The sequence below is a fragment of the Mycoplana rhizolycopersici genome (assembly GCF_013378445.1).
Classification (GTDB): Bacteria; Pseudomonadota; Alphaproteobacteria; order Rhizobiales; family Rhizobiaceae; genus Mycoplana; species Mycoplana rhizolycopersici.
In genome coordinates, this window is the sequence record NZ_JABXYK010000016.1 from 21,745 (window position 1) to 48,573 (window position 26,829).

The 26,829-nt window shown below is 58.1% G+C and carries 27 protein-coding genes; 10 read left to right on the forward strand and 17 right to left on the reverse strand.

What is annotated here, in order from left to right; translation table 11 throughout:
• Window positions 1–28 precede the first annotated feature (28 nt).
• The 5 genes from HV823_RS21040 to HV823_RS21060 are packed head-to-tail and all read left to right on the forward strand — an operon-like array spanning window position 29 to window position 5,828.
• Window positions 29–721 (forward strand): VirB8 family type IV secretion system protein, encoded by a 693-nt coding sequence (locus HV823_RS21040; RefSeq protein WP_176951692.1) that lies wholly within the window; start codon window positions 29–31, stop codon window positions 719–721.
• Window positions 718–1,530 (forward strand): P-type conjugative transfer protein VirB9, encoded by an 813-nt coding sequence (gene virB9, locus HV823_RS21045; protein ID WP_176951693.1) that lies wholly within the window; start codon window positions 718–720, stop codon window positions 1,528–1,530. The genes HV823_RS21040 and virB9 overlap by 4 nt, the downstream gene beginning before the upstream one ends.
• The gene (virB10, locus tag HV823_RS21050) at window positions 1,530–2,741 is read left to right on the forward strand and encodes a type IV secretion system protein VirB10 (RefSeq protein ID WP_037093760.1); all 1,212 of its coding nucleotides are present in this window, start codon (window positions 1,530–1,532) and stop codon (window positions 2,739–2,741) included. The genes virB9 and virB10 overlap by 1 nt, the downstream gene beginning before the upstream one ends.
• Window positions 2,722–3,744 carry a P-type DNA transfer ATPase VirB11 gene (gene virB11 / locus HV823_RS21055; RefSeq protein ID WP_037093762.1) on the forward strand — a complete coding sequence of 341 codons (1,023 nt, stop codon included), beginning with the start codon at window positions 2,722–2,724 and terminating at the stop codon, window positions 3,742–3,744. The genes virB10 and virB11 overlap by 20 nt, the downstream gene beginning before the upstream one ends.
• The gene (locus HV823_RS21060) at window positions 3,741–5,828 is read left to right on the forward strand and encodes a type IV secretory system conjugative DNA transfer family protein (RefSeq protein WP_176951694.1); all 2,088 of its coding nucleotides are present in this window, start codon (window positions 3,741–3,743) and stop codon (window positions 5,826–5,828) included. Before virB11 ends, HV823_RS21060 begins: the two co-directional genes overlap by 4 nt.
• 7 nt (window positions 5,829–5,835) lie before the next feature.
• Here HV823_RS21060 and HV823_RS21065 read toward each other — a convergent pair whose 3' ends face one another.
• The 3 genes from HV823_RS21065 to HV823_RS21075 are packed head-to-tail and all read right to left on the reverse strand — an operon-like array spanning window position 5,836 to window position 8,930.
• The gene (locus HV823_RS21065) at window positions 5,836–6,018 is read right to left on the reverse strand and encodes a hypothetical protein (protein WP_176951695.1); all 183 of its coding nucleotides are present in this window, start codon (window positions 6,016–6,018) and stop codon (window positions 5,836–5,838) included.
• A gap of 29 nt (window positions 6,019–6,047) precedes the next feature.
• Complete coding sequence (locus HV823_RS21070; RefSeq protein WP_176951696.1) at window positions 6,048–8,525, reverse strand: relaxase/mobilization nuclease domain-containing protein; 2,478 nt, start codon at window positions 8,523–8,525, stop codon at window positions 6,048–6,050.
• 3 nt (window positions 8,526–8,528) lie between these two features.
• Window positions 8,529–8,930, reverse strand: a complete 402-nt coding sequence (locus HV823_RS21075; protein WP_176951697.1) for a DUF6290 family protein — start codon at window positions 8,928–8,930, stop codon at window positions 8,529–8,531.
• Window positions 8,931–9,607: 677 nt separating this feature from the next.
• Here HV823_RS21075 and HV823_RS21080 point away from each other — a divergent pair.
• The 4 genes from HV823_RS21080 (at window position 9,608) to HV823_RS21095 (ending at window position 11,872) form a co-directional block, all read left to right on the forward strand.
• Window positions 9,608–10,312 carry a ParA family protein gene (locus tag HV823_RS21080; protein WP_176951698.1) on the forward strand — a complete coding sequence of 235 codons (705 nt, stop codon included), beginning with the start codon at window positions 9,608–9,610 and terminating at the stop codon, window positions 10,310–10,312.
• Window position 10,313: 1 nt separating this feature from the next.
• On the forward strand, window positions 10,314–10,760 hold the full coding sequence (locus HV823_RS26810; protein WP_246301840.1) for a hypothetical protein: 447 nt from the start codon (window positions 10,314–10,316) through the stop codon (window positions 10,758–10,760).
• Window positions 10,757–11,170 (forward strand): hypothetical protein, encoded by a 414-nt coding sequence (locus tag HV823_RS21090; RefSeq protein WP_176951699.1) that lies wholly within the window; start codon window positions 10,757–10,759, stop codon window positions 11,168–11,170. Before HV823_RS26810 ends, HV823_RS21090 begins: the two co-directional genes overlap by 4 nt.
• 204 nt (window positions 11,171–11,374) lie before the next feature.
• On the forward strand, window positions 11,375–11,872 hold the full coding sequence (locus HV823_RS21095; protein WP_176951700.1) for a helix-turn-helix domain-containing protein: 498 nt from the start codon (window positions 11,375–11,377) through the stop codon (window positions 11,870–11,872).
• 14 nt (window positions 11,873–11,886) lie between these two features.
• On the opposite strand, the gene HV823_RS21100 is transcribed toward HV823_RS21095, so the two are convergent.
• The 9 genes from HV823_RS21100 to HV823_RS21140 all read right to left on the reverse strand — a co-directional run bounded on the left by HV823_RS21100 (window position 11,887) and on the right by HV823_RS21140 (window position 20,603).
• On the reverse strand, window positions 11,887–12,768 hold the full coding sequence (locus tag HV823_RS21100; RefSeq protein WP_176951701.1) for an ArdC family protein: 882 nt from the start codon (window positions 12,766–12,768) through the stop codon (window positions 11,887–11,889).
• 220 nt (window positions 12,769–12,988) lie between these two features.
• Window positions 12,989–14,053: a Fic/DOC family protein gene (locus HV823_RS21105; RefSeq protein WP_246301843.1), complete on the reverse strand. Its 1,065-nt coding sequence runs from the start codon at window positions 14,051–14,053 to the stop codon at window positions 12,989–12,991.
• Window positions 14,054–14,118: 65 nt separating this feature from the next.
• Window positions 14,119–14,325, reverse strand: a complete 207-nt coding sequence (locus HV823_RS21110; RefSeq protein WP_037093580.1) for an antitoxin VbhA family protein — start codon at window positions 14,323–14,325, stop codon at window positions 14,119–14,121.
• Window positions 14,326–14,444: 119 nt separating this feature from the next.
• Window positions 14,445–14,777 carry a DUF736 family protein gene (locus HV823_RS21115; protein ID WP_176951703.1) on the reverse strand — a complete coding sequence of 111 codons (333 nt, stop codon included), beginning with the start codon at window positions 14,775–14,777 and terminating at the stop codon, window positions 14,445–14,447.
• Window positions 14,778–15,174: 397 nt separating this feature from the next.
• Window positions 15,175–15,678, reverse strand: coding sequence for a thermonuclease family protein (locus HV823_RS21120; RefSeq protein WP_176951742.1), 504 nt, complete (start codon window positions 15,676–15,678; stop codon window positions 15,175–15,177).
• Window positions 15,678–16,958: a plasmid replication protein RepC gene (repC, locus tag HV823_RS21125; RefSeq protein ID WP_176951704.1), complete on the reverse strand. Its 1,281-nt coding sequence runs from the start codon at window positions 16,956–16,958 to the stop codon at window positions 15,678–15,680. Before repC ends, HV823_RS21120 begins: the two co-directional genes overlap by 1 nt.
• Window positions 16,959–17,533: 575 nt before the next feature.
• Window positions 17,534–17,713 (reverse strand): hypothetical protein, encoded by a 180-nt coding sequence (locus HV823_RS21130; protein ID WP_176951705.1) that lies wholly within the window; start codon window positions 17,711–17,713, stop codon window positions 17,534–17,536.
• Between the two features lie 71 nt (window positions 17,714–17,784).
• Window positions 17,785–19,713: a ParB/RepB/Spo0J family partition protein gene (locus HV823_RS21135; protein ID WP_176951706.1), complete on the reverse strand. Its 1,929-nt coding sequence runs from the start codon at window positions 19,711–19,713 to the stop codon at window positions 17,785–17,787.
• Between the two features lie 683 nt (window positions 19,714–20,396).
• On the reverse strand, window positions 20,397–20,603 hold the full coding sequence (locus HV823_RS21140) for a hypothetical protein (RefSeq protein WP_037094711.1): 207 nt from the start codon (window positions 20,601–20,603) through the stop codon (window positions 20,397–20,399).
• 110 nt (window positions 20,604–20,713) lie between these two features.
• Between HV823_RS21140 and ligD the strand changes: the two genes are divergently transcribed.
• Window positions 20,714–21,769 carry a non-homologous end-joining DNA ligase gene (gene ligD / locus HV823_RS21145; RefSeq protein WP_176951707.1) on the forward strand — a complete coding sequence of 352 codons (1,056 nt, stop codon included), beginning with the start codon at window positions 20,714–20,716 and terminating at the stop codon, window positions 21,767–21,769.
• Here the strand turns inward: ligD and HV823_RS21150 are convergent.
• The 5 genes from HV823_RS21150 to HV823_RS21170 all read right to left on the reverse strand — a co-directional run bounded on the left by HV823_RS21150 (window position 21,766) and on the right by HV823_RS21170 (window position 26,329).
• The gene (locus HV823_RS21150) at window positions 21,766–22,017 is read right to left on the reverse strand and encodes a hypothetical protein (protein ID WP_176951708.1); all 252 of its coding nucleotides are present in this window, start codon (window positions 22,015–22,017) and stop codon (window positions 21,766–21,768) included. The genes ligD and HV823_RS21150 overlap by 4 nt on opposite strands.
• Window positions 22,018–22,114: 97 nt before the next feature.
• Window positions 22,115–22,312 (reverse strand): hypothetical protein, encoded by a 198-nt coding sequence (locus HV823_RS21155; protein ID WP_052642493.1) that lies wholly within the window; start codon window positions 22,310–22,312, stop codon window positions 22,115–22,117.
• A 460-nt stretch (window positions 22,313–22,772) separates the two neighbouring features.
• Window positions 22,773–23,795 (reverse strand): alpha/beta fold hydrolase, encoded by a 1,023-nt coding sequence (locus HV823_RS21160; protein WP_176951709.1) that lies wholly within the window; start codon window positions 23,793–23,795, stop codon window positions 22,773–22,775.
• Complete coding sequence (locus tag HV823_RS21165; RefSeq protein WP_176951710.1) at window positions 23,785–25,395, reverse strand: RcgA family putative transporter; 1,611 nt, start codon at window positions 25,393–25,395, stop codon at window positions 23,785–23,787. Before HV823_RS21165 ends, HV823_RS21160 begins: the two co-directional genes overlap by 11 nt.
• Before the next feature lie 628 nt (window positions 25,396–26,023).
• Window positions 26,024–26,329 carry a hypothetical protein gene (locus HV823_RS21170; protein WP_176951711.1) on the reverse strand — a complete coding sequence of 102 codons (306 nt, stop codon included), beginning with the start codon at window positions 26,327–26,329 and terminating at the stop codon, window positions 26,024–26,026.
• Window positions 26,330–26,829: the final 500 nt, after the last annotated feature.

Here is a 26,829-nt window from a genome sequence, read left to right on the forward strand (position 1 = left end):
TTCGAGAGTAACGTAAGGGCTAGATTTCATGGCAGATTCGAATGATGCTCTCCGGAGCTATTTTCAGGATGGGGACCGTTGGGAACAAGAGATCGTCAAAAAGGCCAAACGGTCCAAGGCGTTCGCTTGGCTGATTACGCTGATCTTCGGCGGCATCACGATCCTGTCGCTCTCCGCATTGGTGATGCTCGTGCCCCTCAAGAGCTTCGAGCCGTACATTGTCGAGGTCGACAAGAACACTGGCTACATTGAGGTCAAGACAGGGCTGACCCGAACATCGAACATCACCGATCAGCAGGCGGTCACTCAGGCGAATGTCGTCCGTTACATTCGATCCCGCGAGGGCTATGATCCTTTTGCCATCGAGCAGAACTTTGGAATTGCAGCTTTGCTCTCCACCGGCGACGCAGCGCGCGACCTCCAGGCTCAATGGAGTGCCGCGAACCCTGACAATCCAGCTCGCCGGCTCGGCAAAAACAAGTCGATCACCGTCGACATAAAGTCCGTCACCTTCCCCAACACGACAACGGCGCTCGTCCGTTTCTCGACGCATGAGCGCTCTGATTCAGACGTCATCACGCGCCATTTCATCTCTATCGTTCGCTATCGCTACACGGATACGCCTGAGCGCAACGAATGGCGCTTCGAAAACCCGTTGGGCTTCCAGGTTTATGACTACCGCCGTGATCAGGAAACGGTGACCTCGGGAGGCCAGCAGTGAAATATGGCTTCCTACTGGCGGCGTGGATCGCCGCTCTCACGATGACTCACGCCTATGCGGCGCAACAGCCCCGCCCTGGCAGTCTGGATGCGCGTGTGACCAGTGTTGTCTATCAGCCGAACAACGTCGTGAAGGTGTCTGCGACCTACGGCATCTCGACGATGATCATCTTCGACGAAGATGAGAAGTTTGAGACGATCTCGCTTGGCGACACCGACAGTTGGCAGGTTGCCCCGTCCGAAAAGGGCAACATCCTTTTCGTCAAGCCGATAGCCAAGGACGTTTCCACAAACATGAACGTGGTGACCTCAAAGAGGATCTACTTCCTTGAGCTCAACGACTATGCACCGGAAGCAGGGAAAAAGGTCTTCGGCATTCGCTTCGTTTATCCGGAGAAGAACCTGAACGAGTCTCTGCGGAAGGAGGCTGAGTTTCGGGCAGCTAACCCGAACATTTCGAGCATCGACAAAGCGAACGTCAATATTGACTACTCTTTCTCGGGCGACGCGGCGCTGAAGCCGACAATGGTCTTCGATGACGGAAAGAAGACCTTTTTCAAGTTCGGCCGAGGGACCGTGCCGGCCATTTTTGCCGTTCAATCCGACTTCTCCGAGACCCTGCGAAACTTCCGCAAGGAAGGCGAATACATCGTCGTTGACGGCGTAGCCACGCAATACACGCTCCGGGACGGAAACCAGTGGACGTGCATTTTCAACCTCCGCAAGCCGGACTTTGCAGCACCTGATCCTGACATCATGGCTCCGAAACCGGATCCTGATGCCAGCAAACGCAGGAGGAGCGGCAACTAATGAAGCGCAGCCCTGAACTTGACGCAATGGCGGCGGCCGACGAGGCCGAAATCAGCAATCGAAACGTGAAGCGCAATCAAACGGTCGGCATGGCCGCCCTTTTGCTGGCTGGCGTCTTCGCCGCGTACCTGGTGCTCGCGACGTCCGGAGAAAGCCCGCCTGAAAGCCCGCAAAGTGAGGAGGAGTTCCGTACCACGACCTTCCGGCCGCCCGGTTTCGTGCGCGATGGAGAACCCACTCCCCCACCACCCGAACAGCCTGTCTTGGAACTTCCACCTCCGCCTCCTCCGCCGCCAGCTCCGCCGGTGGATGTCACTGAATTCAACGTGCCTCCCCCGCCCGAAGTCGCTCAACCGGCGAGCGCCCCCCCGCCCGCCGAAGAGGTGTTTCCGGAGCGATTTCGGTCAAAGCTAATCACGCTTGACCAGAACCTGGGAGGATCCGCGAATGGTTCGCTCGATGGCTCGAACAGCGGCACGCCTTTGACCGTCGCTGGCGAGGATCGCAACAGCCAGTACCTGTCCTCAGCGAGTGCGATCGGTGACCGTTCCGCCAAGGCCCGACAGATCGAGCGCATCGACGCCATGATCCCAGAGGGCACGCTGATCCCCGGCATCTTAGAAACGGCGATCGTCAGCGACCTTCCGGGCCAGGTGCGGGCCATCACATCCAAGGATGTCTACTCCTTCGATGGGCGGCGTGTCCTGATCCCAACAGGAACACGCCTGATCGGGGAATATCAGTCCGAAGTTACGCGGGGGCAGAAGCGGGTCTTTGTCGTGTGGACGAGGCTGATCCGGGATGACGGCGTGTCGGTGCGTTTGAACTCCATCGGCACGGACAGCCTCGGGCGATCGGGCCTGACGGGACATGTCGACAACAAGTTCCGTGAGCGCTTTGGCGCATCAATCTTGCTGTCGATCGTCGGAGGCGGTGCAAGCTATCTAACCGGATACGGTAGCGACTCCAGCTCCGGAAACGATGATGCCGAAAGAGGTGCTGAATTGGCGCGAGAAACGATCGCGCAGACCTTCAGCGACATGGCGAACACGGTCCTTGCCGAAAACCTGAGGATCCCGCCAACGATCAGCGTACCGCAAGGCGAGCGGATCTTTGTCTATGTTCGCCAGGACCTCGATTTCAGCGCCATGTACGACGATCCTGTCACGGAAGCGATGAAGGAGATCAAACGTGAACGTTATGGTAGGTAACACGACCGCTCATGATCCTCATTATTTCCTGAACCGGTCTCTGGAGCCCATCAGGCAATTTCTCGATGACCCGAAGGTGGTTGAGATTGCGGTGAACCGGCCAGGCCAAGTCTATGTTGAGCGCTTCGGTGCTGATCACATGGAGCATCATGAAATCGATGCTCTGACGGCACGCGAGATCGAGAACATTGGCGAGCGGGTTGCCGCAGCGACAAAGCAGTTCCTCAACGCCGCTAATCCGATCCTTAGCGCAGCACTGCCGACCGGCGAACGTATCCAGGTCGTCTTGCCGCCCGCGGCACCTGATGGTGGGTCGATCACGATCCGTAAGCAGGTTGTGCAGAATTTCTCTCTGCAGGACTACCGTGACAACGGCTCTCTCGACAAAGTCTCGGTTGCTGTCGGAGGCCTGAGCGACGTGGATCGGGAGCTGATCGCCTATCTACGCGCGGAGAAGATCTACGACTTCATCCATACGGCCATCACGAAGCGGGTTTCGATCCTGATCAGTGGCGGCACGTCGTCGGGCAAAACCACCTTTCTGAACGCTTGCCTGAACTCTGTAGACCTGAATGAGCGGATCCTGACGCTTGAAGACACTCGTGAGCTATTCCCACCACAGAAGAACGCGGTCCACCTGATCGCCTCCAAGGGTGGGCAAGGCACGGCAAACGTGACGATTCAAAACCTTCTTGAATCGGCGCTTCGAATGCGGCCGGATCGCCTCTTTGTTGGCGAGATTCGTGGAGCTGAGGCCTTTTCATTCCTTCGCGCCATCAACACAGGCCACCCGGGCAGCATGTCGACAGTACACGCTGATACGCCGCTCGGCGCCTATGAACAGCTCGCCATGATGATGCAGCAGTCCGGCATGTCCGCGGGCTACTCCAAGCAGGATCTGATGTCCTACATCCAAATGGTCATTCCGATCGTGATCCAGCTCAGGCGCGAAGGCGGCAAGCGCGGGGTATCCGAAATCTACTTCGCACGGGATGCATCATGAGTAAGGGGCTACAGGCCTTCTATCTGTTCTTCTGCCTGTTGATCGCATTTGCAGTATGGATGCTGGCGTACGGGGCGGGGCTTCAGCTCTTCTACGGTGACGGTAGGATCCTCGAGGCGACAATCACTTCAAACCCATTCGCGCCAATTCAGCAGTTCTGGGCCTATAGCTCCTCCCCTTCCCTTCAAAAGGTCGCGCTCGGCTCCGTGGTGCCCGCGCTGCTCGTATCAGGCCTCATTGCGTACCTTGGGCTCAAACCTACCAGCAATCCATTGGGTGATGCGGCCTTTCAGGATCTTGCAACCCTTCGGCGCGGGAAGTGGTTTGGCAAGAAAGGTCACATATTCGGCCGCATTGGGAGCAACGTCCTTCGCGCGTATGACGATCGCCACCACCTCATTATTGGCCCGACGCGATCTGGTAAGGGCGCGGGCTACGTCATCCCCAACGCTCTCATGCACGAAGGCTCTATGATCGTCACGGATCTGAAGGGCGAGGTCTACAAGGCAACCGCCGGCTATCGGAAGCGCAACGGCAGCCAGGTCTTCTTGTTCGCGCCGGGCTCCGAGACGACCAACAGCTATAATCCCTTGGATTTCGTTCGTCCGGAGCGAGGCAATCGCACGACTGACATTCAAAATATCGCCAGCATTCTTGTACCGGAAAACACCGAATCCGAGAATTCAGTTTGGCAGGCCACAGCTCAACAGGTTCTCGCCGGCGCCATCAGCTATGTTCTCGAAAGCCCCTTCTACAAAGGGCGCAGGAACCTCGGCGAGATCAACTCCTTCTTCAACAGCGGGACCGATCTGCAGGCCTTGATGAAGTACATCAAGGAGAAGGAGCCATACCTGTCGAAGTTCACGATGGAGAGCTTCAATTCCTACCTGTCTCTCTCGGATCGGGCCGCGGCCTCGGCACTGCTTGATATCCAGAAGGCGATGAGGCCGTTCAAGAACGAACGCGTCGTGGCCGCAACCAACATGACCGACATGGACCTTCGATCCATGAAGCGTCGCCCCATCACAATCTACCTTGCCCCGAACATCACCGACATCACGCTTCTTAGGCCGCTGCTGACGCTGTTCGTTCAACAGGTGATGGACATACTCACCCTTGAGCATGATCCCAACTCCGTGCCGGTCTATTTCCTGCTGGATGAGTTTCGCCAGCTGAAGCGCATGGAGGAGATCATGACGAAGCTGCCCTATGTGGCCGGCTATAAGATCAAGCTCGCCTTCATCATTCAGGACTTGAAGAACCTGGATGAGATCTATGGTGAGACGTCCCGACATTCACTCCTTGGCAACTGCGGCTATCAGCTCATCCTTGGTGCCAACGACCAGGCCACGGCAGAGTATGCTTCCCGCGCGCTTGGCAAGAGAACCATCCGATACCAGTCTGAATCGCGCACTATCGAGCTTATGGGCCTCCCGCGCCGAACAAAGGTCGAGCAAATTCGCGATCGGGACCTGATGATGCCGCAGGAAGTGCGCCAGATGCCCGAGAACAAGATGATCTTGCTGGTGGAGGGTCAGCGGCCAATCTTTGGAGACAAGCTTCGCTTCTTTAAGACGCAGCCCTTCAAGGAGGCGGAGGCCTATTCTCAGACGCACATACCGACCGTTCCGACTGTCGATTACCTGCCACCTAAACCTGTTCCAGCGACCACGCCAGCCTATGCCAACGCAGGCCAGGAGCAGGCTGAACAAGCGGAAGCGATAAAGCCTGCGATTGAGGTGAAAGCGGAGGAGCCGCGGGCGTCTGTCGAGGAGGAGGCTCCGAAAGAGCCAGCGCCCTCTACCTCGCCCGCTCGCGTTGTGAATCCCTCCGCCTTGGCCAGTAAGAAGGTCAGCGCCGGGGGCACTCCGGAACCTGCAAAGGCAGCTGTGCCCGCTCCCGAAAAGCGCACAACACCTGTCTCAGAGAGCGACATTGAAAAAGCGCACAATGATCGAGTTAGCCGCCTTAGGGAGGTCGTCGAACGGGAAGCCGAAGGCAAATCACCGCGCAAGAGAAAGAGCTTGGAAGAGCTATTCGCAGCGACCGTTCCTGATCCAATCATGGAACAGGCCGGCCGCTAATCCAGGTTCAGAAGGGCCAGAAGCCGGCGAGGTAGTCCCCTGTCTCCGCCAACCAAAGGGCCGTGGAGTTGTACCATCTCTCAAGCGTTTGAAAGATGTACATCACGCCGAAGAGCACGGCGCAGACGACCATAGCGCCGACCATCATCTTTCCAGCGGCTTCGTCGGCCTTTGAGTTATCGACCTGCACTATGAATTTGTTGTGGTCCTGCATGACACTTAGCGATCACGGTCGTCCCGATTACGCTCCCTCTGTTCAACCTGTTCACGCTCCAACTCCTCGAGACGAGGAATGTGCTGTTGCGCGGGATCAGTCCGAGTGGTCTCGCCACCCCGCTGGGCCGCTTCCCTGTCTCTGTTTACACGATCTTGCTGCCTCTGAGTAGCGTCCACCGTCTCAGCGAGCTGGTGAGCCTCACGCTCCGCTTGCCCGATCGGACGTTCCTCTTCCAGATCCACCCTGAGATCGCGTTGGCGATCGTCGGCAGTATCCGCAGTTATTGGCTGCTTGTTTGACTTGTTGTCGTCCCCACGCTCTTCATTGCGTTCAATGGTCTCGATCTCCGCGCGCAGTTCCGGATCCTCGTTGGCAACATCCCGGAGATAGCCGTTTCCGGAAGCGGCGAGTTGAGCTGCATGATGAAGCGAAGCCTCAAGGCCCTTCTCATACTGCTCCCGGTTTTCGTCTCCGAGCTCGCCGGCTTCGATATGGGCGAGGCCGGAGCGATAGTGTTCCACATTTGCCATCGCATCGTGACCAGCCTCAACGACAGCCTCTCCATGCTTGGCAACAGCCGCCTCCCACTGGAGGTTAGCATTCGTCTGCTCTTGCACCTCAGATGCCGTTCTCTCCGGCGCGGCACCACCCTCTCTGGAGACGTCGCCAGCAGCGTTCCGTCCATCCTGCTCATCAAGCCCACGCTCCTTCATTTCGAGCATCTGCCTGCGCAGATCGACGATCTCGCGAGCGAGGGAGGAAACCTCTTCGAAGCCTGACCGGTCTTCTGGACCAGCGCTGCGCTGAAGGTTGAATAGAGCCGTTTCGACCGTCTTTTCGTACGCTTCGAACTCTGGGCGTGTCTGCTCGCGCATGTCCTTTGCCTCCGACAACATGTCTCTGATTGCTACCATATTGGAGCGGTAATCACCGCCGAAATCTGCATGAATGACTGCACCAGCAGGCGATTGATCCGTTTGGGCAAGGCCGTTTTCCAGATAGGAGCGATGTTGAGCGGCGTAGGCCGCAACCACTGTGTCGCCGGCGTTGACTGCGATCTTCTGCCAGGTCTCCTGCGCTTTTAGAATGTACTGGCGGCTTCTCTGGCTCGTCGCCACCACGCGCCGACCAGCTCGCTTTGCGTCATATCGCGCCTGCGCCGGATCGCTGGTGCCTACATGCTCGGTTCGACCGTCATGCTTGACGGCGCGAACCTGATTTCGCGTGAAGGCTGGCGGCGTGGCAAACTCTCGCCGATCGGTCATTTCCATATTGATGCCGTGGTCACGCGCCTTCTCGGCCATGACCTCACGCCACTGCCGGAAGGTGGCCGGAGTCGTCTCGATCCGGTCGCCCGCTTCCGAACGCATGGTAACGATGGCATGGGCATGAACATGCGGCCGCTTGCCCCCCTCCCCTGCTTCTTTCGGATCGTTCTCCGGATCGTGCATAGCGAAAACGTACCGATGGCCCGCAAACTGCTCAGCCAGGAAGTCGCGAACAGCTCCTTCGAACGCGACAGCATCCGTGCCGGCACGCGCCGACATGATCACATGCATCACGTCACGGCTCTTGCGGCTGTGCAGCTCATCCCGCCATTCCCTTTGCACCAGGTCGCCCGCAGCCTTGTCATCGGCAATCGAACGTCCCTGATCGTCTCGAACGTCGTTCCGCTGCGCGATCAGGTCTCGCAACTTGGCAGCGCCATATTCCACGCCATTGCCATAGCCTGTGAACGAGAAAGCTGCGGGGGCCTCTTTCGCTACGGCGCTGGCGTTGAAACGCTCCTGAACAATGGCGGCCGCCTTCGCGTCAGCCGTCAGCCGCTCGCCCTGCCCGCTGCGCAACACAACATAGCCCTCGACCTTCAGCGATCCATCGTTTTGGATTTCGACAGAGTAGGCGTAGCGTCGATCACCAAAGCCACTGCTGAGAATGTCCCGCACCTGCTCATGCGGGTTTGAGCCGCCGGAAACGCTCACCTCGACGCTAAACGCGCCGATATCGCGGCTCTCGGTCCTGTTCTGGAAAAGGTGATCCCAATCGCCACGGAGACGCGCCAGCTCCTCACGGCCACGCAACGTCTTGCCGTTCTCGTTCTCAACCTTCAGCTCCCCGCCTCTGGAAACATAGTTGAGCATCGAGCCGACGCGGGCGCCACCACCGTAGGAAGCCAGTTTGACGACGGCTGGCTGGCTCCCTTTGGCAACGCTCGCAAGACGAACATCCATTGATCGCATAGCACCCGAACCGGCAACCATCGACCTCGAAGGGGATGACACGTTGAATGCCGAAGTCCTCACCCCTCCCCTAGATCCCGACCCGCCTTTAGACATCCCAACCTGGTGCTGCAGGTTCTTCAGTCTCTTCTCAAGCTCTTCCTCGACAGCGCTCCCACGGCCGCCGAGCGTCATTTCGTGCAAAAGCGCCGCGCGCCTTTGCTCCCATTCGCTTGTGAAAGTGCCGAAAAAGAACTCCACGGCCTACACCTCGCCTCGTCGCTCATGCCCGGCACGGCGCGAAAGTGTCCGCAGCTCACTCATTACGGCCGCCTGAATCCGCTGGACGTTGCCAAGGTTGATGTCCAGTTCTGAGGGATGGACACCCTTTCCTGCATTCAGGGAGCGGGCGACCTGATTCAAATTGATGCCGATCATCCGCATGTCTTCGAGCAACGCGGCCATGATCAACCTGTCTTCCGCAATCAGAATGGGTCGAACGCCAGCCCCCTCGAGGAGCAGCGAACGGAAAAAAGCAGATACACTCATACCGGCCGACTTGGCCGCTTCTTCGATGGCCGAATGCTCTGCATCGCTGACGCGGACATTAATGAGACGCCCCTTGCGTTGCTTGGCAGTCGGCACTTCGATTGTGTCCTTACTCATCAATCAACTAGGCCTTCCCGGAGCTTTGCGACCCTTCATCGTGGGCTTGTCCCACGATCGCGATGCAAAATGTAAAACATTTTTGCGTATCCTGCCCCTCTAACCTAAAGCACTACCACATAACTTCAACCAAATTCCACCTCTTGATTGGCTCCGCTTCGCTTCGCACTCTTTCCGTTGGAACGCTCACCAGGGTTCACCGCCAAAACCGCTTCTGAAGGCCTTTGTCTGTCCCTCGTACTCAGGCGAAAGGGACGCTTCGCTCTTCGCCCTTGCGCCCTCCGTGCGAGCGCCAAAGACGGCCTCACGCGGCTCCGGGGTTCACCACTCGACCTAAGCACTCGATTAAACCACACGACTAACTCGTGTGGTTTAATCGCTATCTTTTTGGCATGTGTTTTATGCACACGATTACGTCACACGCTCTGATCGTGTTGCCTACTCGTGCGAACCTATCGTGTGAAAATGTCGTGTTTGCCTATCGTAGTTACGATCTTAACCACGATAGTTTCACATCGTTCGGTCACACCGTGGTTATGATCTTAACATGTGTGTGCCCACATGTTACTTTTGCTTCGTCGTTAAGATCTTAACAACGATATCGACGTATCGATCAAACACACGTCCCCACGCGGCGGGATGAAGCTGAAACTTTGGGGCTAGCAAAGGATCACAGAATGACAATTTGCATTTCGATGGTGAGCGGGAAGGGCGGAGCGGGCAAGACAACCGCCGTGATCCTCATCGCAGGGGAGTACGCCCTGCAGGGCAAGCAGGTGCTCTTGATCGACGCGGACGGAAGACAGAACCTCAATGAATGGTGGAGCCGTTCAGAAGCGAAGGACAACAGGCCAGACGGGATCGAATTGCGGACTGCGGCAAGCAATGCCTCTCTCCAGCAGATCTTGGAAAATGACGCTCCGAGCTTCGATGTCGTCATCATGGATTCGCCGGGTCAGGACACTGTGCTGCGCGATACCATCATTGCCGGCTCGCATATCGTCATGACGCCGATTCAACCAAATCAGGACGAGATCCTGGCTGCGGGTCAGGCCGCGATGGATGTTGCCGATACCTGCGATCGCATCGGGCGAAACATTCCTCACCTGAACTTCAGAACACGCATTACGATGCCTGGGCGATCGTTGGAGGCATACAGGCTCATCCGCCCGTTCATCGCGAACCTGAAGGAGCAGGGATACGATTCACACCTTCTCGAGACTGAACTGTACGAGCGAAATCCCTATCGCGACATAAGGCTTGGGTACGGCACCCTGCAGATGTTGGAGCTGAACGATTCAGTCAAAAAGGCTCGAGGCGAGGTTATGAGCATGATGCAGGAGATCGAAAGCTACCTGCCTAACGCAAAGAAGGGGATGTAAGATGGATAGAGGATCTTCAAGCATCACTGATTTTCCTGTCGCACCACGGCGGCCGCGAACAGCTTCAGCAGAGCCCGCACCAAAGCCCGAGGTGGCGCAAGAACCAGAAAAGGTCGTGGGGAATGATCCAGCGACCGAAGCGAAAGCAGAAGCGCCAGCAGCTGCAGACTCTCAACCTCCGGTCTCATCGCGGTCAAACGTAATCCTGCCGACGCCAGAGGCTCGCCAGGAGAGGGCAGCGAATAAGGCACTGGAGCGTGAAGCCTCTCGGCTTCGGCTGCAGGAGCTGAAACAAAACAGGGCTCGCGAGAGCAAACACTTCGTCAATTGCCCCCTCGACTACGACACCAAGAAGCGGTTGGAGCGAGCAGCATCCGAAAACGACGTCAAAATGACTGTCATCGTGAAAGCTGCAATAGATCAGTTTCTGCGGGACAACGGCTATTGATCCTCGACGTCCGATTCTTGGTAGGGGTGGCAGTTGGGGCCACCCTTGCCCTCATGATTTCGCCTGAGGCAAGGGGGCCAGCCGGTTTTGATTTACAGGGCATTAAGAACGCCATTTTCTCGCCTGCTGATCCCACAACACAGGTAGCCACAAAGGCTAACTGGCCGAGTGATGAAAGCGCCAAGAAAGAGCTGTTCAGATGGTCTAAGTGGGACCTGCAAAAATTCGGGCCGGACTCGACGGTGCATGTGAACAGATGCATCTACCTTAGCGCCGACACCATGGCTTGTGAGATGGTGGCATCACTGAGTTGGCTAAAGGAAGACGCCGTTATTGAGGGCGTATTCTCGCGAGAGTCTGGTGATTGGACTATGACAGACGCCAAAGGTCGACGAACCAAATTGAACTAGCGTCGCGACATTCTTCATGCTTGAACTGTGTTTCACAAAGCATCTGGGGCCGTGTTGGCTTTGGTTACGACCTTTGTGCCATTGTCATCTACCCCCCCAAATTGGTAGGCAATTTGAGGGCGATTCGATACAAAAATGGTGCGCCAAATCGGGTCACGTTGGTGCATAATCACCACCACGGGGTGGAATTAGGACTAGAATTATATGCCGTCCGAACGGGATCTCACCGACTATACGAACACCAGGGGCTTGGTCGAAACGACCGACAAAGAGGTGGAGAGACCTTTATTTCGGAAGCCCGGTCTTGATGGTGAAATAGCATCCTTTCAGGAGATCGAAGAAAGACTCTCCGCGTTTGTCAGAAAGCGCCGGGAAGAGTCTGGTTTAACAAGGGCCGAGTTCGCTTCCTTGTACGGCTTATCGACGGCGGTCTATGGCCGCTATGAACGAGCGTTCTCGCATCTCACCGTCGGTCGAATGATCCACCTCTGCGAGCTCTTAGGCTTCACCCCCCTGGAATTGATATATACCGCAGCTCCACACCTGTATGGCGCGACCCGAGAGGAAGCCGAGGACAGACTGAAGCTTGCGCAACTCATTGATGAGGTGCCACATTCAACTGTGAAAGCGATCATTATTCTGGTCGAGGAAATGAAGATGATGCTTAACGCCGGGACGGGCTCTCCCGGCGCCACTCGTTAGGCGGACGACATCGACTAGGCATCTTGTTTTCCGTCCACTATCTGAAGGCTCCGAAGGTAGTCAGCCACAGCCTGGGCTTTCGCGGCGGCGGTGATGACGGCTCGCTTGTCCTGCTTGAGCACCTTGAGCCAGCTATCAATGTACGCCGCGGTGTTGTCTCGCGGATCGTGCTCTACTCCGAGATCGGCGCAGACGAAGGCCGCTGAAATCTCGGCAATAAGCTCTTCCATGGCGTAGGTCTCACTCCCGAACCGCCCGCTAAGATCACGATCGAGCCGCGATTTTGCGCCGCTCCAGTGCCCGAGCTCATGAAAAATCGTGCTGTAAAGATGAACCTCGCTGAGGAAACGACCACGATTCGGCATTTGGATGTCATCGGGGCCAGGGCGATAGCAGGCCTGCTTTCCGCCGTAGGCTATCTTTGCGCCCGAAGCCTGGATGAAAGCTTCGACATGGTCGATAACCGGAACCGGCTCGATCGGCGCCGCCTCGGCCGGGCTCTTGAAACGGTCAGGCAGGTTGTCGATCTGCTCGACGTTGAAAACGGTGTAGCCCTTGAGATAGGGGATTGCGCGGTCGTCCGCCTCCTGCTCCTTCGGGGTGAAGGTGCCGTACTTGACGACGAGGGTTCCCTGTTCGCCCTTGCGGACCTGAGCGCCAAGCTCCTGAGCTTGCCGGTAGGTCATCCAAGTGTTCTCGTCGTAGCCGGCGAGTTGCCCGGAGAGCCACAGCATGACCACGTTGATGCCGCGATAGGCTTCGCCGGAGGCGCGGAGCGGCGTAGCCGACCTGCGGCTGTTTCCGCGCCAGGGCCGGATCCAAGGCTTGGTGCCGGCCTCGAGCTGCTGGATGATGGTGTCGGTGATCCGCTGGTAGGTGTCGTTTACGCTCTGCATCGCCGTCTCCTGTTCGTTGGTTGACGGCAAAGATCCGAAGATAGCGAAACGACCCCATGCACCCGTAGGGCCGCAACGGAGTGTAGGACCGCGCAAGCGGTTGAATGGGGGAGGGGCTATCGTAGTTGTCCGTCAAATCATCCAACGGACAGGGGAGGGCGCAGAGCTCCGGCACCCCGGCCAACGACACAGGCCCTCACTGCAGCGACAGGGCCGCAGATTAGCGCTCTCGGTCGTCTTGGTCGCGGTTTCGCTGGCGATCGGCAAGCTGCTGCGCTTCGATAGCCTTAAGCTCGGCGTTGATGTGCTGCGATGGAGGCTCTTGGGCCTTTTGCTGACCTGGCTGCGATTGGGCATCTTGGACCTGTTCCGGCCGCCCCAGAGTCTTGAAATCAGATCGAGCCGTGAACTTCACCTCCTCGTCGTCGGGAGGCATCCGCTCGGGAAGGTCAGCGCGGTCAACGGCCACAATCCCCCTGTCGGTCACAAGGCTCGCCACGCGGTTGTCATGCCCGAGAACCTGCCCTTCGATCACTTCGCCCGGGCGGGCCGTGCGGATGTTGTGCTCGAACGGTTTCTCGCCAGCCTGCTCAAGATCTGACATGGCACTGCGGATAGCCTCGCGGCGGTTAGGATCCATCGCATCCTGGATGAGATGCTTCATCGCCGGACTGGACGGATCATTGGTGGTCTCAATGGATGCCTCGATCATGCGAGGCTTGGTGATGACGGTAAGATCGATGTCATGTCCGTAGGTGCGGCCCAATGAGACCACCAGCGCTTCGTTTGCCCTTCCGTTGCCTTCCCGAAAAGCGTGAACGTAGTTCAGCTCAGAAAGGACGTGCGCGGCTTTCTCGGCAAATTGCTCAGGTGTTGCAGCTCTTAGGCCCTGAATGTCTCTGGCGGGTCTCAGCGCCTCGTTGAGGCCCATTTCAATCCGCGAACCATGCAAGAAAGTCGTGTCGCCCTTCGAGAGCCCACCTACCGGCTCTACCCGCTGCCCATCGACAACCGGACTTTCATTTCGCGTATGTCCTGCCCACTCATAGACATCTTGAAAGATGTAGCCGTGCAGAGCCTTCAGATGCGCTGCGTCGTGATTACCGGTCGGGCCTTTTCCCTCAGCCAGCTCCGTTTGCCTCAAAGCCGTGAAAGCGTATTCGGCCTCACGCAGCGCCGAATGGCTCCTGATATCCAGCTTGTTCTTCAGAACATCCCTGAAATCCTTATCTTCTGAAGTGTTTGGATAAGTGTAGGAGCCTTTGGCTTCATCATCGCGGGCCAAGCGAAACCTCATGCAAAAAAGCCGCCTGAGGTCACAGGCGGCCGCGAGAAATATCTAGGTGATGATCAAGCCCGCTTGAAGCGGGCCAGCAGCTCTTGGCGCATTTCCTCGGAAGTGATGTCTCCCGCAACGTAACGGCCGTTTGCTTCTTCCAAAACCGGATCGCCAGTGTATCCCTGCCGCATATTGGCGGCACGAGCCTGATCGACGGCTTTCTGTCGGGCAGCAACAGCTTCCGGAGAGCGATCGGGGCGGGGGGCATGAACGTTCATTGGCAGAGCCTCCAGTTACTGTTCAACTTAGCACAAAAAGAGCCGAATATCCAGCGAATGCGGGGTAATCGGCTCTTTTATGGTGGGAGCCCGATCAGAGATCGGGCGTCCCAGAGCGATCAATCGCGGGGTTCCCATTCGATGATGGCCTGCAGCGCCAGGTCATCTTGGCCGGGGTAGCGGCCCAAGTTGGCGTTGAAGCCGAGGCGCTTGATGGAGAGGGTGTAGTACGGCTTCCCTTCGCCGCTGGTTTTCTTCCAGATGCCACCGACCTCGATGTCGTGGCCGCGAGGCGACTTGGCATAGACGCGGTGCGTCGGAGCCTTTTCGTTGGTGGAGTCGAACGGCGTAACCTTGATGTCCAGGTCTCGGTCGATGGTGGAGATGAGCCCGGTGCCCTTGGCGGTATCGATGTCGTCTTTGTCGAACTGAATGAAGTTGGTCATGCTCATGTTAATCACTCCTCTTGGGTGGTTGCGATGATCGTTCACAGGGCACGTCAGTAAGCGGTGCGCACCGAAGGCCGAAGCGCAGCGAAGGAGGCAGGACGACGGAAAATTTTGTTTCGCGAGGAAGCCGGAGGCGGGGAAAACTTGGAGACGGACAGCTTTGCGCCAACCGCGTCGACGTGCGAACGGGCATCAAGAGCAACCGACTTTGAGGAGTTGGGGCTGAGCGCGTGTGGCAATCTTCCCTCGACAACAGCGACATCATCAACTTCAAGCTGCGCCAATATGGCTCATTAAATCGGCAGCAACAACCGGAAATACAGGAGAATGCTGCTCAAATCTGCGCCAATATGGCTATGCTTAAACCCCTCGACAAAAGGAAAACAGCCTGTGAGTGTTGTCAGTCGCTGGCATTGCTGCGGCGATACGAGGAAGGAGACTCCACCTCTGCCCCCCACAAGCCTTGGCCGAGCTGCCGGGCACGATTCTCGGCGCGGCGATACTGGTCCAGGTCGATCGGATGGGATCTTGGCAGATAGCGCAATAAGAGGCTGGCCTGGCCCGCCTTCACCATTTCAAGGCCGATATCCGAGCTCTCGATGAAGCACTGACCTACAAGGCGTCGGTACTGGTCCCGATCAATTTCGACACATCGGACATGCTTTCCATCAATCATGCTGGCGAGGAACCGTCGTGCCTCGAATCCGCACCTCCATATCCCCCCGTTCTTGAAACCGGTCTGATCGCGCTCACAAGCATCGATAGCCGCAATGCGGATCCTCTGCTGGCGGATGCTGAAGGTGTCTCCATCAATCACCCGCGCGCGGCCTGAAAACTCGGCCGATGCAGCGGAAGCAGTGAACAAAAGCGCAGCCAGCGCGGCTCCCACCAAGCGAATATTCATCAAGCGCGCGCCTCCATAGAATTGCGGGCAGCCAACCCAAATACCGAGCGATTCAGATGAAGCTCTCCGCTCGCGGCGCGGTCTGTCATGGCCCGCAAATACCCGCCCGGCGAGCTGATTTCGGCGCGCGTGTATTTCTCAAAGGTGAGAGCGATCGCAACGGCAGCCGCCTGCTGGCCCATTCGGTCCACGGCCCGCTGGCGCGCATCCTCGGACACGCCGGCGATGCGGCAAAGTTTGGGAGCGATCCGGTCCAGGTCCGCCCAACTACGCGGGGGCTGGTAGCCATATTCGGCAAGGCTTGGCGTGGCCCGCCACACGTCTTCCAGCGCCACAAGTGAAGGCCGCACTTGCAGTTGCCTATTGCTTTGGCGCGAACGGCTCCCCAGGCTTTCTTCAAAAGCCCCCTTGCTGGCGGAGCCAGCCCCTAGTGAACTGACTTGTTCGGCGTTAGCCGAACGCCGTTCATCATTACGAGCTTCAAAAGGTTTCGGGGTTGTAATCTGTATGTGCATGTCGTTTTCGACATTCGTGCATGTCATATTTGCATCCATGTCGGAAGCTTGCGAGGTCCGAACCACGTTGTGCAATCGGTCGGCAAGCCATTCCAAAAGCATGGTTGCCTTCCGGAGAACGTGGGCCGGTGCGTGCGTGGCTGATCCGATGAAGGTCGCGATCTTCTCAACACGGGACCCTATCCGCCCGAGAATGACTTCCCCTCGATCGGTTGAGGACGCCAGAGCATATCTCGCGGCACGCAGAGCGTCCCGGAAGCGACGCGCCGCGCTGTCGCGAACTCGAATCTCTTCCCGCTTCTGGCGCACCAGCTGATCAAGTTCATGGTGCCGAGCGATCAGAACACGCAGATCAATGCCGCAGGCGTCGGCAATATCTCCTTCGCCGTCCCGGATCGGGTAACGCTTGAAATTTGCACTGTCCTGCATGGTGACAAGGCCGAGGTCGTACAATCGGGAGAGGATCCGGCTCACGCGTCCCGGCGACTTGTTGATGTCATAGCCAAGCTGCCGGTTCGACTTGTAGATAATCGGCCGCCCTCCTTTGTCGAAGGCGTCTGCCTTGGCGGTCGTGATGATGGCTTCCAGCAACGCATACTCTGCGGTCGTGATCATCCCGATTGTCATCAGGTTTTTTGCAAGCACCGCAAGCTGTCCACGGGTAACCGTTCCGATTTCCGTTGACTGCGCCAGTCGCCGGAATTCGGCTCGCTCCTTTGTCATTCTGCGACCTGTCGGCCGCTTGTGTTGTGTGGGTTCCCCCATCGTCCGTCTCCTGTCAGAGGCCAGACAAAGCTTCGCCGTTCACCGAAAAGGTGTTTTTATTGTTGACTTGGGAGGGGAGGTCTGCGAGAACGGTTTTGGCTTATTTTTACCGAACTGCAGACCGCTTCCGGATTTTTTCGGGAGCGGTTTTTTCTTTCTCTGGGCCGGTGTGATCTCCAAAAAAGCGGTTAGAATGCACGAGTCGGAATCGGATGTGATTCCGGCTCAAAGCAATTCATAACCCGAAGATGCAAGTTGGCGCAACAAACGTCCTGAACTCAGCGGTTCGCCAGCATGCCGTTTTTCCGTAAGTGCCATTGTTTACAATGGCTTGCGGCTTATTGACCTCTTTTTGTCATGCCAGTTTCAGTGTATAAAATTGGCGCAGGACCGTCTCTCCGCTGACCACCCACACAGTCCAGGGTGGGGAGGAGAGTTTGAGAGGAGGGGGTTCGGGCCTCCTCTCAACAGGGTGCCTACAGAGCTGCCCCAACATTCTTTGCCTCCCAGGCACCTACGAAAGCGCCCGCACGGCTCGATGCCAGTCCGGGCGCTAGGTGCGATTCAAGAACAACTCACTCGGATTGCGAGGCTTCCTCGATGTAGGTCGGCGGAAGATCGAACGCCTTTAGCGCCGTATCGAGTGCCTTTTGCACGTCATCCCAATCAACATGCTCCGGATCGTTCAGGTAGGCGTTGATTAGCTGGCAGCAGCTTTCGGCGGCAAGGGTCGGATCAGGTACGGAATCAAGCATGGCTTATTATCCTCTGGAATAGGGGAGCCGGTCACGCTGGAGGACGTGACCGGCGGAAAGCAGCGGCGGGATTATTCCGCTGCCATCGGGAACGAGTGTTCGTTCTTGTGCTCTGAGGTTTCAGCCTCACCCTCTGCGTTGGGGTCAGACGCGATCCGAACGTGAGGCGGAAGCCAACCGCTGTCCTTGATGGACTTGGCGGCATACTCCGCAGCCTCGCCCTTCTTCATGTTGCCGACACCAGCGGCGAAATCCTCGCCGCGCACCTCGGCAACAACGGCTTGAATGGTCGGCCTGTTGACGTGGCTGAAATAGCTTTCCGCTGTAGTCTCAAACCAGTCACGCATGTCCACGTTCAATGCGCGGCCGATCTGGTCGGCATGCGCCAGCGCTTGGCTGCGACTGCTGAACTTCTTCTCAACCGCATTGACGGAATGGGCGGCGGCATAGGCCAGAAGCTGCAACAATTCGCTTTGCGATTGATCCATCAGCCATTCCCAAAGGTCAGCAGGATCGCCGGGAAGCCGGTACCCATAGTTTTCCTCAAGGCTTCCCCACGCCTCAAGGGCCTTGTTCTCGGCGGGACGCTTCATCGAACCGTCCAGCACTTCATGGGTGACAGAGATTTCAAGCGCGCTCTGGTGGCCGGGTATGCCCCATGCCGTGCGATATTGCACCTTGAGCAACATCGCGTGGACGACCGCCACAAGCGCAATGTCGGGATCGTTTGCCAGCTCGACACGAAGTGCCGCCGTCTTCTGAGCGGTCAGGTCTTCAATCAATGCGGCTGAATGGGTTAGCCCCGTAGATTTCGAAGCGCCGTCAGCTTCCTCGGTCGCCCCGCCCTGCTTCCCTTCCGTCGCCTCGGCCTTCTTCTTGTCCTCGTCGCGGACAAGGCCTCTCAGAACCGATAACTTGCCCCAATGGTCGATTGTGACGATTGCCCCTGCCATTGCGAGGTCTTCGCTGCGATAGGCTTCTTCGCGCTTCTGCAGGACGGCGATTTCCTGCTCGACGGCGGACAAGGCAGCCTCGGCAGCTTCATCCTCCTGATCCGCATCGATCTGCGCCGCCAGTTCGTCATAACGCTCAGTCAGTGCGTCAAGCTTGGCTTGATCCTCGTCGCTGAGGTCCACGCGCTGCGGGTAAACCCGGGACATCTGATAGATGTTATCTGGCTGCTGAGCGCACCACTCGACCCATTTCCAGCCTTCGGCCTTCACAGCTTCGGCCTCGACCTCCAACTTCTCGGCAACCAGCTTCTCCAGCAAGCCGCTATCGCATGCAAAGCCGCCTCCCTGCTCGGCAAACAGGTCGCGGCGCACAGGACCGCCAGCCGCCTCATAAACCTCTAACCCGCCGATCAGCGCGAGCCGCTTGTCGCTTGCGGGGACTTCATCCACGGCGAGACGGCGCTTGATTGTGTTGGCGCTACGATCCCATGAGGGGAGGGCATTCCAAACCTCTTCCTGTCGAGCGTGATCGTCGGTGATGGTGAAGGCGGCAAGCTGCTCAAAGGTCATATCCTCGGCGCGGAACGCCGCGAACAGGACGGGGGAAACCTTCGCCAGCGCAAGACGGCGATTGACGATGATTTCAGTTGTCCCGAACCGGGCGGCGATGTCCTTGATGGACTTGCCCTCATCGAACAACGCTTTGAACGCCTCGAACTGGTCTGCGGGGTGCATCGCTTCCCGCATGACATTCTCGGTTAGGCTCAATTCCGTTGCGTCGCCCGCCTCCCGGACAATGACATTCACAGCGTAGTCAGTCGTTATCTCGCCCCGCTCGGCCAGAAGATTGAGGGCTGCGAGGCGGCGACCGCCAGCGGTTACGAGGTATCTCCCCTTGGATGCCTTGCGCACCACAAGGTTTTGGATGACGCCATTGGCGAGGATCGACGCCGACAGGCTCTCGATGCTCTCCTTGGTGTAAGTCTTGCGGACGTTCTTCGGGTCTGCGTCCAGCTTGTTCAGTGCTATCGCGATGATGTCGCTCATGGTCTCTTGCTCCAGTTTTTCCCGTTTCCCTTGGGAGCAAGCCCCGCTAGTGGGCGAAGCCTCTGCCTTCGTTTTCGAAGGATGTGCCCCCACATCCGGCGGAACGAAGGGGGAGGGCGCAGCCCGCTCCCGTTAGGACGCGGATCGGGTCATGGGGCGGGAGGAAGGAAAAACGGAAGGTTTGCCGGCTTGACGGCGAAAGCCGTTTTTCCTGACGAGCGACAGCGCTTGCGCGCTTGCCCATTGGCGCGATCAGCGACCTATCGTAAGAGCGGTAAAGGGTAGTGTCGATGGGCGGCCGATCCTGGCCGCTCCTTGCGGATGCGAACCGGCGACGCCGGTTCTCCGTCTTCTGATCCAGGTTATAAAAACGATGGATCTGCCCGCTGCGCTCCGAGTGATGAGCGCTCCGCTCCTCGGGCAGCTCTCCATTTCAACTTGATTCAACGTGTCGAAGGCGGCGGCAAGCCGCTCGGCTCGGATCGATCGGCGCCAGTCCGAGATCCGAGAAGGACAATGAAGAACATCGGAGCTTTCAGCATAGCGCCGCCCCCCATCAGGGGCGGGAAAGCGGGAATTCTCGACACGGTTTTGCCGGAAGAAGGGAAGCCGCAGGAGGCTTAGCATAGCGCCGCGAAGCGGAAGCCGGGACCGACTTCCCCCGGCAAAACGGTTCCTTGCCTCTATAGCCTCGGCGTTGCGTTCATGATGTAGTGGGCGATCTGAAACAGCTGTTCAACAGTCGCAGCCAGGTCAGCAGAGGCTTGCTGGATCTCTGGCGGTTGGGACGGATCGCCGGCGAGATCGCCAGCCTTGGCGATGATATCCTCGCAAGGATCTGCGATACTGTGAATGAGCTTCAGCAGTTCTTGGGCGGTTGCCTGATCCACCAGTGCCTGTCCTACGTCGTTTCCGGGCACCGAAACCCTATGGAGCAAGCGGACGGAGGTCCAGAGGCTTCCTAAGCGGGTTGTTAAGCTGTCTCTGCTGAAATAGCGGAATGGTAAAAGGACCGCGAAAGCCGCCAAAACCGCTTCTGACGGAAGATAAGGCGCCGCTGCGAAGCGGACGCCTGAGACCTCGCGACCCTGAACAGCCGCGCCTCCTGTTCGATCCCATGCCGGATCGCGTCGAACCTTGCCTAGCCGTCTTGAAGAACCGCCCGCCGAAGGGCCCCGAATGGTCCTACGATATCAAGTGGGACGGCTACCGTATTTCTGTCCACCGGGAGCTATCCAAGGTGAGGATCCTGACACGCGGCGGCTTTGACTGGACGGAAAGATTCCCGGCCATAGCGTCAGCGGCGGCCGCTCTTGGTCCGGCGACATTCATCCTCGATGGTGAAGCCGTCGTGCTCGACGAGATGGGGCGATCAGACTTCGGGCTGCTGCAGGGCTCGCTTGGGGGCCGGACCGGAAAACAGCCGGCTGGAACCGCGCTCATGTTCGCGTTCGATCTCATGTACCTCGACGGGCATGATCTGCGTAAGCTGGAATTTGCTGCACGGCGGCACATCCTGGAGGATCTGCTTGATGAGGCGACAGGGGCGATCCGCTTGTCCGAGGAAATCAACGAGGATCCCGAAAGGCTGATCGAACACGCTTGCGCGCTGGGCCTGGAAGGCATCATCGGCAAGCATCGTGATCGCCCCTACAGACCGGGCAAGACTGGCGACTGGATTAAGATCAAGTGCGTCCAGCGCGAAAGCTTTGCCATCCTCGGCTACGAACTGTCGTCAGCTATGCCAGATGGCTTTGGAAGCCTCCTTCTCGGAGCTCTCAGAGGAGGTGAGTATGTCTATGTCGGAAGTGTCGGAACTGGCTTTAAACATCAGCAAGCGCGAGCGTTGCGAAAGCAGCTCGACAAGCTGAAAACGAACGAGCCGGTGATCCGCTTCAAAGAGAAGACCCGGATCGCGACAGATCCAGGCCTGATCGCTGAAATCGACTTCCGGGGATGGACGTCCGACGGGAAACTGCGCCACGCCTCGTTCAAGGGACTTCGCGACCCTGAAGACGCAGCGGCAGTATATTCGCTCGATGTTGGAGACGCCTAACCGGCAAGATTGGGCGGGGGCATGTTTCTTCTCAGAGCAGCGATGAGCAGGTCGAGATCCCGATTGGCGGCAGCCGCCAGCATGAGGTTGTCCGCAACTTCGGTAATGGCGGAGAGGACTTCCGTTTCCTCCCACCCTCGGCGCAAGGCGTCCTCTACCAGATCCTGCAAAACAGTCTCCACCGCCATCTGACATGCGATGTGGCGGCTTTCGTCCTTTTCGGGTGGCGCTTTTGGAAAGTCTGTCATCTACCAGCAAATATGCTTCCTGCGGGCGCTTGCAAGGCCGCGGGTTCGGGATCACGACGGATAGGCCGCACCCTGCAGGGCAGGGTGCGGCTGTACCTCACTGAGGCTTGTTGTCGTTTCCGGCCTTGCTGTTGAGCTCGACTTGATAGCTGAACTCGACCTTGGCGATGAGCGGAAGCATCACGGCGATGGAGAACCGAAGTTGGCCCTTGTGGGACAACTTCGCGATTTGCCGGTTGATGAACTGGCGAAGACGACGGCCGGTTTTCTGGCAGAAGGTTACGAGCGTTTTCATCAGAGGTTCCTCCTTAGTGGTTGTGCGTAATCGCGAAGCTCGAATACGGCTGGAACCGCCGAGTGCATCGCGCAGCGATCGCAACGGAGCGAAGCGGAGAGGAGAACCCTTTAGGGTTGCACGCCAAGGCGGGGCCTGACGTATCGTGCGCAGCATTAGATTACGTACGGCCACTAAGGAGCGGCCTGAAAACGCGGCCTTCGTAGCCCCGGCCGTCGCCTTTGCCTTCAACCGGCCAATCGTGATCCGGCCGCCAGGTCGTATCTCCATCGTCGTGATGCTGCAGCGGTGGTTGAGCTCGCGTCGGCGCTCCAAGCCGGAAACGACAACAAGCCTCAGTGAGCCGTCCCGCTTGCGGGGCGCGTCCGTCGTGAGGGGGAAGGGGAGTTTGAGGGGAGGGGCCGAAGGGGGCTCCCCTCATTTGCGGTTGGGTGCCGCTCGATGCGGCGCTCAAGCGCTCCTATGCCTGAGCGGCGTCGCGCTTGCGCAACAGAAACCGCTTCAGGCTCCATCCGGCTCCCAAGATGTAAGGTGGCCGCCCAAGAGAGTAGTGCCCGCAATTCAACCGCAGCACGCTCACTCTGGCTCCGGCATTCTGCAGCCGCTTTAGCAGGCGTTCTGACAGGTCCGGCAAAACAACCGTGTCCCTCGATGCTAGGACGACATGAATTTCGAGGCTTGGCCGCGCCAGCTTGTCTGCATGGTTTTCAAGATTGAGTGGTGCCCACGCTCGTTGCAGCTGGGCAAGCGTAAGATGCGGCTCGAGGCTCTTCCGGATCGATCGGGTTGCGCGCCCGGTCCATACCATTTCGGCAAGGCTTCCTGCCGAGAGGAAGAGGGACGCCCGAGAAACGGCGGTCTCATGCGCCGCGACCAGTCCAGCTATCCAGGAACCAAGACTCATCCCGAGGACAGAAACATCCCGATACCCCTCGCGCTTCAGCCAGCGGATAAGCTTGCGCCCGTCCCATACAGCCTGTCTGACGGCCTGCACCGTTCGGCCAAGATTGGCGCTGAGCATGTAATCGGCATAGAGCGAGCCCGGGCGCTTGCGCTCCAAGTGGTAAGGCATGGCGATCTCGATAACCGTGATCCCTTGCCAGGAGAGGAACCCGGCAATCTGCCGGTTCCGACTTTCGGCGTTCCAGTGATGGAAGATCACCACCGCCTGATCGCGTTTTCCGCTCTCCGTGATCCTGGCCCACACGATGTTGTTTTCCGCGACATCCGTTGAGATGTCCGAAGGGAATTTCAGCCAGCCATCCCGCAGCTCAAAGGTTTGGTCGCTTGAATGAGGCGGATCAAAGAAACCCGGATCAGCCGCGGCCATTTCCGCGAGTACGCAAAACCCCTCTAGCGTTTCAGCCGCTCCCATGCCGGGGAATGCACGATCGGCGTCCAGAATGAGGTCCGTGGTCTCCTTGGCCTCTTCGCCGCGTTGGGCGCGGCCCTCGTCCCAACGATCGAGCCAGCTATGAAACATGGCTGTCGCCTTCCATATCGCCGGCTCGCCAGCCGGATCCAAACTCTGGATCAAATAGCCCGTATGTGGCGATCAATGCGGCGACAATCAGCAAAACCGAGAAGCCGTCAAAGGCATCGATCGTCAGATACGAGATCAGGAGCAGTCCGATCGCGGAAGACATCTTCCACAAGGGCGCTCGCAGACGTGTGTCACTGCCCAGCCGGATTGCTCCATACAAGAAGACGCTGCAGGTCGATATGGCGACGAGGAGGCTGCTGTAGTGGGTTGGCATTCGATAGCCAAAGATATGATCGCCGTCGTCGTAGCTGGTGAGGGCAGCCCACACATCGCGAACCATCCATGTTATGATGTCGGGGCCTCGTGAAGCGAGATAGGCGCTCTGCGCCTTCATGCAGATGGCGGCCAGGACGACGAGAACTGTGCATCGGAACACGCCCCGCATGATCCTCAGACCGGCCTCACTGATTCCCGGCCCCGATGCCTGATCAGTCCGAAGCTTCGCTTGGCTGTCGAGCTTCCATAGATCATGGACGATCGTATGCAGGAGGATTAGGCCCGCGAACAACAGATAGAAGCTGAGGGACATATAGAGGTACGCAAGGGCGGTGAAGACGATGGCCGCCGGCGTCGAAATGACATCCGGACGGATGATGCCAATCGTCCCCCAGCTCGGAGCGAAGTCCTGACTCTGCTCAAGAAGAGGGATCAGGTCCACGCCGACCCATTGAAACACCCCCGCGAAGACGACGCAGATCAGGAAGACGGCCCAATAGGTATGGGAGTTGGCCTGCAGATTGTGCGTCCAGGCACCGACGCTTTGCGGCCGATCGACCTGCGCAAGGAACCTCGGGCGTGCATCATGCTTCCAGAATACCAGAAGCTCGATGACGAGCGCGAAGAACAGCGGCAACAGCACCATGAAGAGGAACGTCCAGTTCGGTGCCCATAGAAAGCCGACCTGCTTTTCGATACCGTCCTCACGTAGATAGGAGATGCTGTGGATCCCGAGAATGTAAGACAGGAAGCCAAGCGCGGACGAACCGGCAAAGATCGACGCCGGCAGGTTCAAGTATGAGCCGTGGGAAAAAATTGCCTCGGTGTTGACCGCCAATCCCGATGGCCGCTCCGCCGGCATGGGTTGAAGATCCACCGAAACGACTGGGGTTAGCGGAATTGGGTTTGCCGCTGGCGCCGGCATGTCGGGAACCCGAAACGTACCTGCGCCGCCAGCCTTCTTGTGATCCCGCCGCTTGGCCGTCAGTCGGGCTTGCGCTGCAGTAAGCTCCTTCATCCAATCATTCGTCGCCTCCTTATCGCCGCAACCAAAGATGCGTGCGAGCCAGCGGATGTTGGTGGTGCTGATGCCCTTGTCGTTCTCCTGAAACCAGAGCTGGACCGTGCGAAGATCCACCCCGCCGCGATTGGAGTCGATCTTTGAGATGGCCTCAGCCAGCAGTTCCGGCGTCCACGGACCTTGCGGAAAACCATCATCGCCGAGAGGTCGACCGGCTCCTGCAGCAGCCATTTGCTTGAAAAGTTCCTTGAAATCGCTTCCGTCGTTAGGCGGCGCGACAAAAATCTTACCGTTTTTTTCCAATGACTTGCGGGTCCAAATTTCGTTCCGTTTCGTATCCTATCGTGCCTTCCCTCTCGTGCAATGGTCTTAAAGCTCCTCCAATGCAACTTGATCAGTGAGGCATCTGCCATGCTACTGTTGTCATCCAGTTCGCCTTCGTCTCGTGGCGCAAGAACCACGCAGGCCGTAGTCCAGGCGCCGGGCGCATCCGCGCCCAAACTTATTGGAGCGGAAACCGCAGGTAGTGAGACTGAAGAAGCGCCTTCCCTTCGTGACTTGATCGAACAGCACTCGGCAGAGGTTCAGGAGGGCAAGAAGGCGAAAGCAGGACGCCTAGCGCTCATCAAATACGAGCCAAAGAGCGCCGGAGAGGCGAGTCTTAAGCTGGCTTATCTGACGAGCTACCTGATCGCGACAAAAAGCACCCTGACGGCAAGAGAGATGAAACAGTTGCTCACCAGTCGTCGGTCCCGGTCTGCTCAACCACATCACAGCGTGCGCCGGTAGCTCGGGCGGGAGGGGAGCCGAGGGGAGGGGCTTGGGCTCCCTTCGGGCGAAGCGCAGTCCGCTCGATGCGGCAAGGTTCGCAATCGCTGAAACTGCGACGGGGTCGGTTCTTCCGAACCAGCCCCGCAAAATCTGCCAATGGTCAGCGCACCAACCCTAGTCGCTCACCAAGGCTCGGCGGCGTCGGCGTGCTCGCCTCCTTCGTCATGGCGATAATGGCGTCCTGTGTCAGTCCCTCAATCTGGTAGCCAAAACGGCGAGCGCTTTCGATGATCGATTCAAGGCTCGGGTGCTGCTCAAGAAGCGTCCCGAACCAAAGCGCATATTCGTCGGTTTCCTCATCTGGAAACGCCTGCAGAAAGAAGGTGCGCAACGGTGGATCGTACCCGATGACGGCGTTTTCATCGGTGTCTTCATCCGTCTTTACGGTCACGGTGTAGCGGCTCAATGGCATGTCTTCCTTCTGCTTGAGAAAACGATGAAAAGGCCTTATATTCAGGGAGTGGGACGGCGAGCTTTGCCCGCCGCCCCTGCTCTTAAAAGATGACTTGGACCCGGAACATGAGTGACCAGCTCTTCCGGGTCTTTGTCATTTTAAGAGTGATGGTCAGTGGAATGAACCACATCACATCAACTCCTTTCGAGGGCGAGGCCCGTCGCCTCGGTCTGGGTAGCCTATTCTCCCAGATAGCGCGGGCTGGCTCCGCGCACGCTGCTTCCGCCCTCAAAACTTTACCTGCTCTTGTATAGCGGCATTGTCCTTTTGTTGCGAAGCTGATCCCGACTGGTGTCGAATGTGTATCCGTCCCAGTCTTTCCATGCCTCCCAACCCGTCGCGGTGGCGCGACCATACCAGACGCGCACTCTGACCTTACCATGTCCGATGTCATCGATGACCTCGACTGTATGACTTCCGCCTAGACCGGATGGTGTGTCAAACACTTCGAC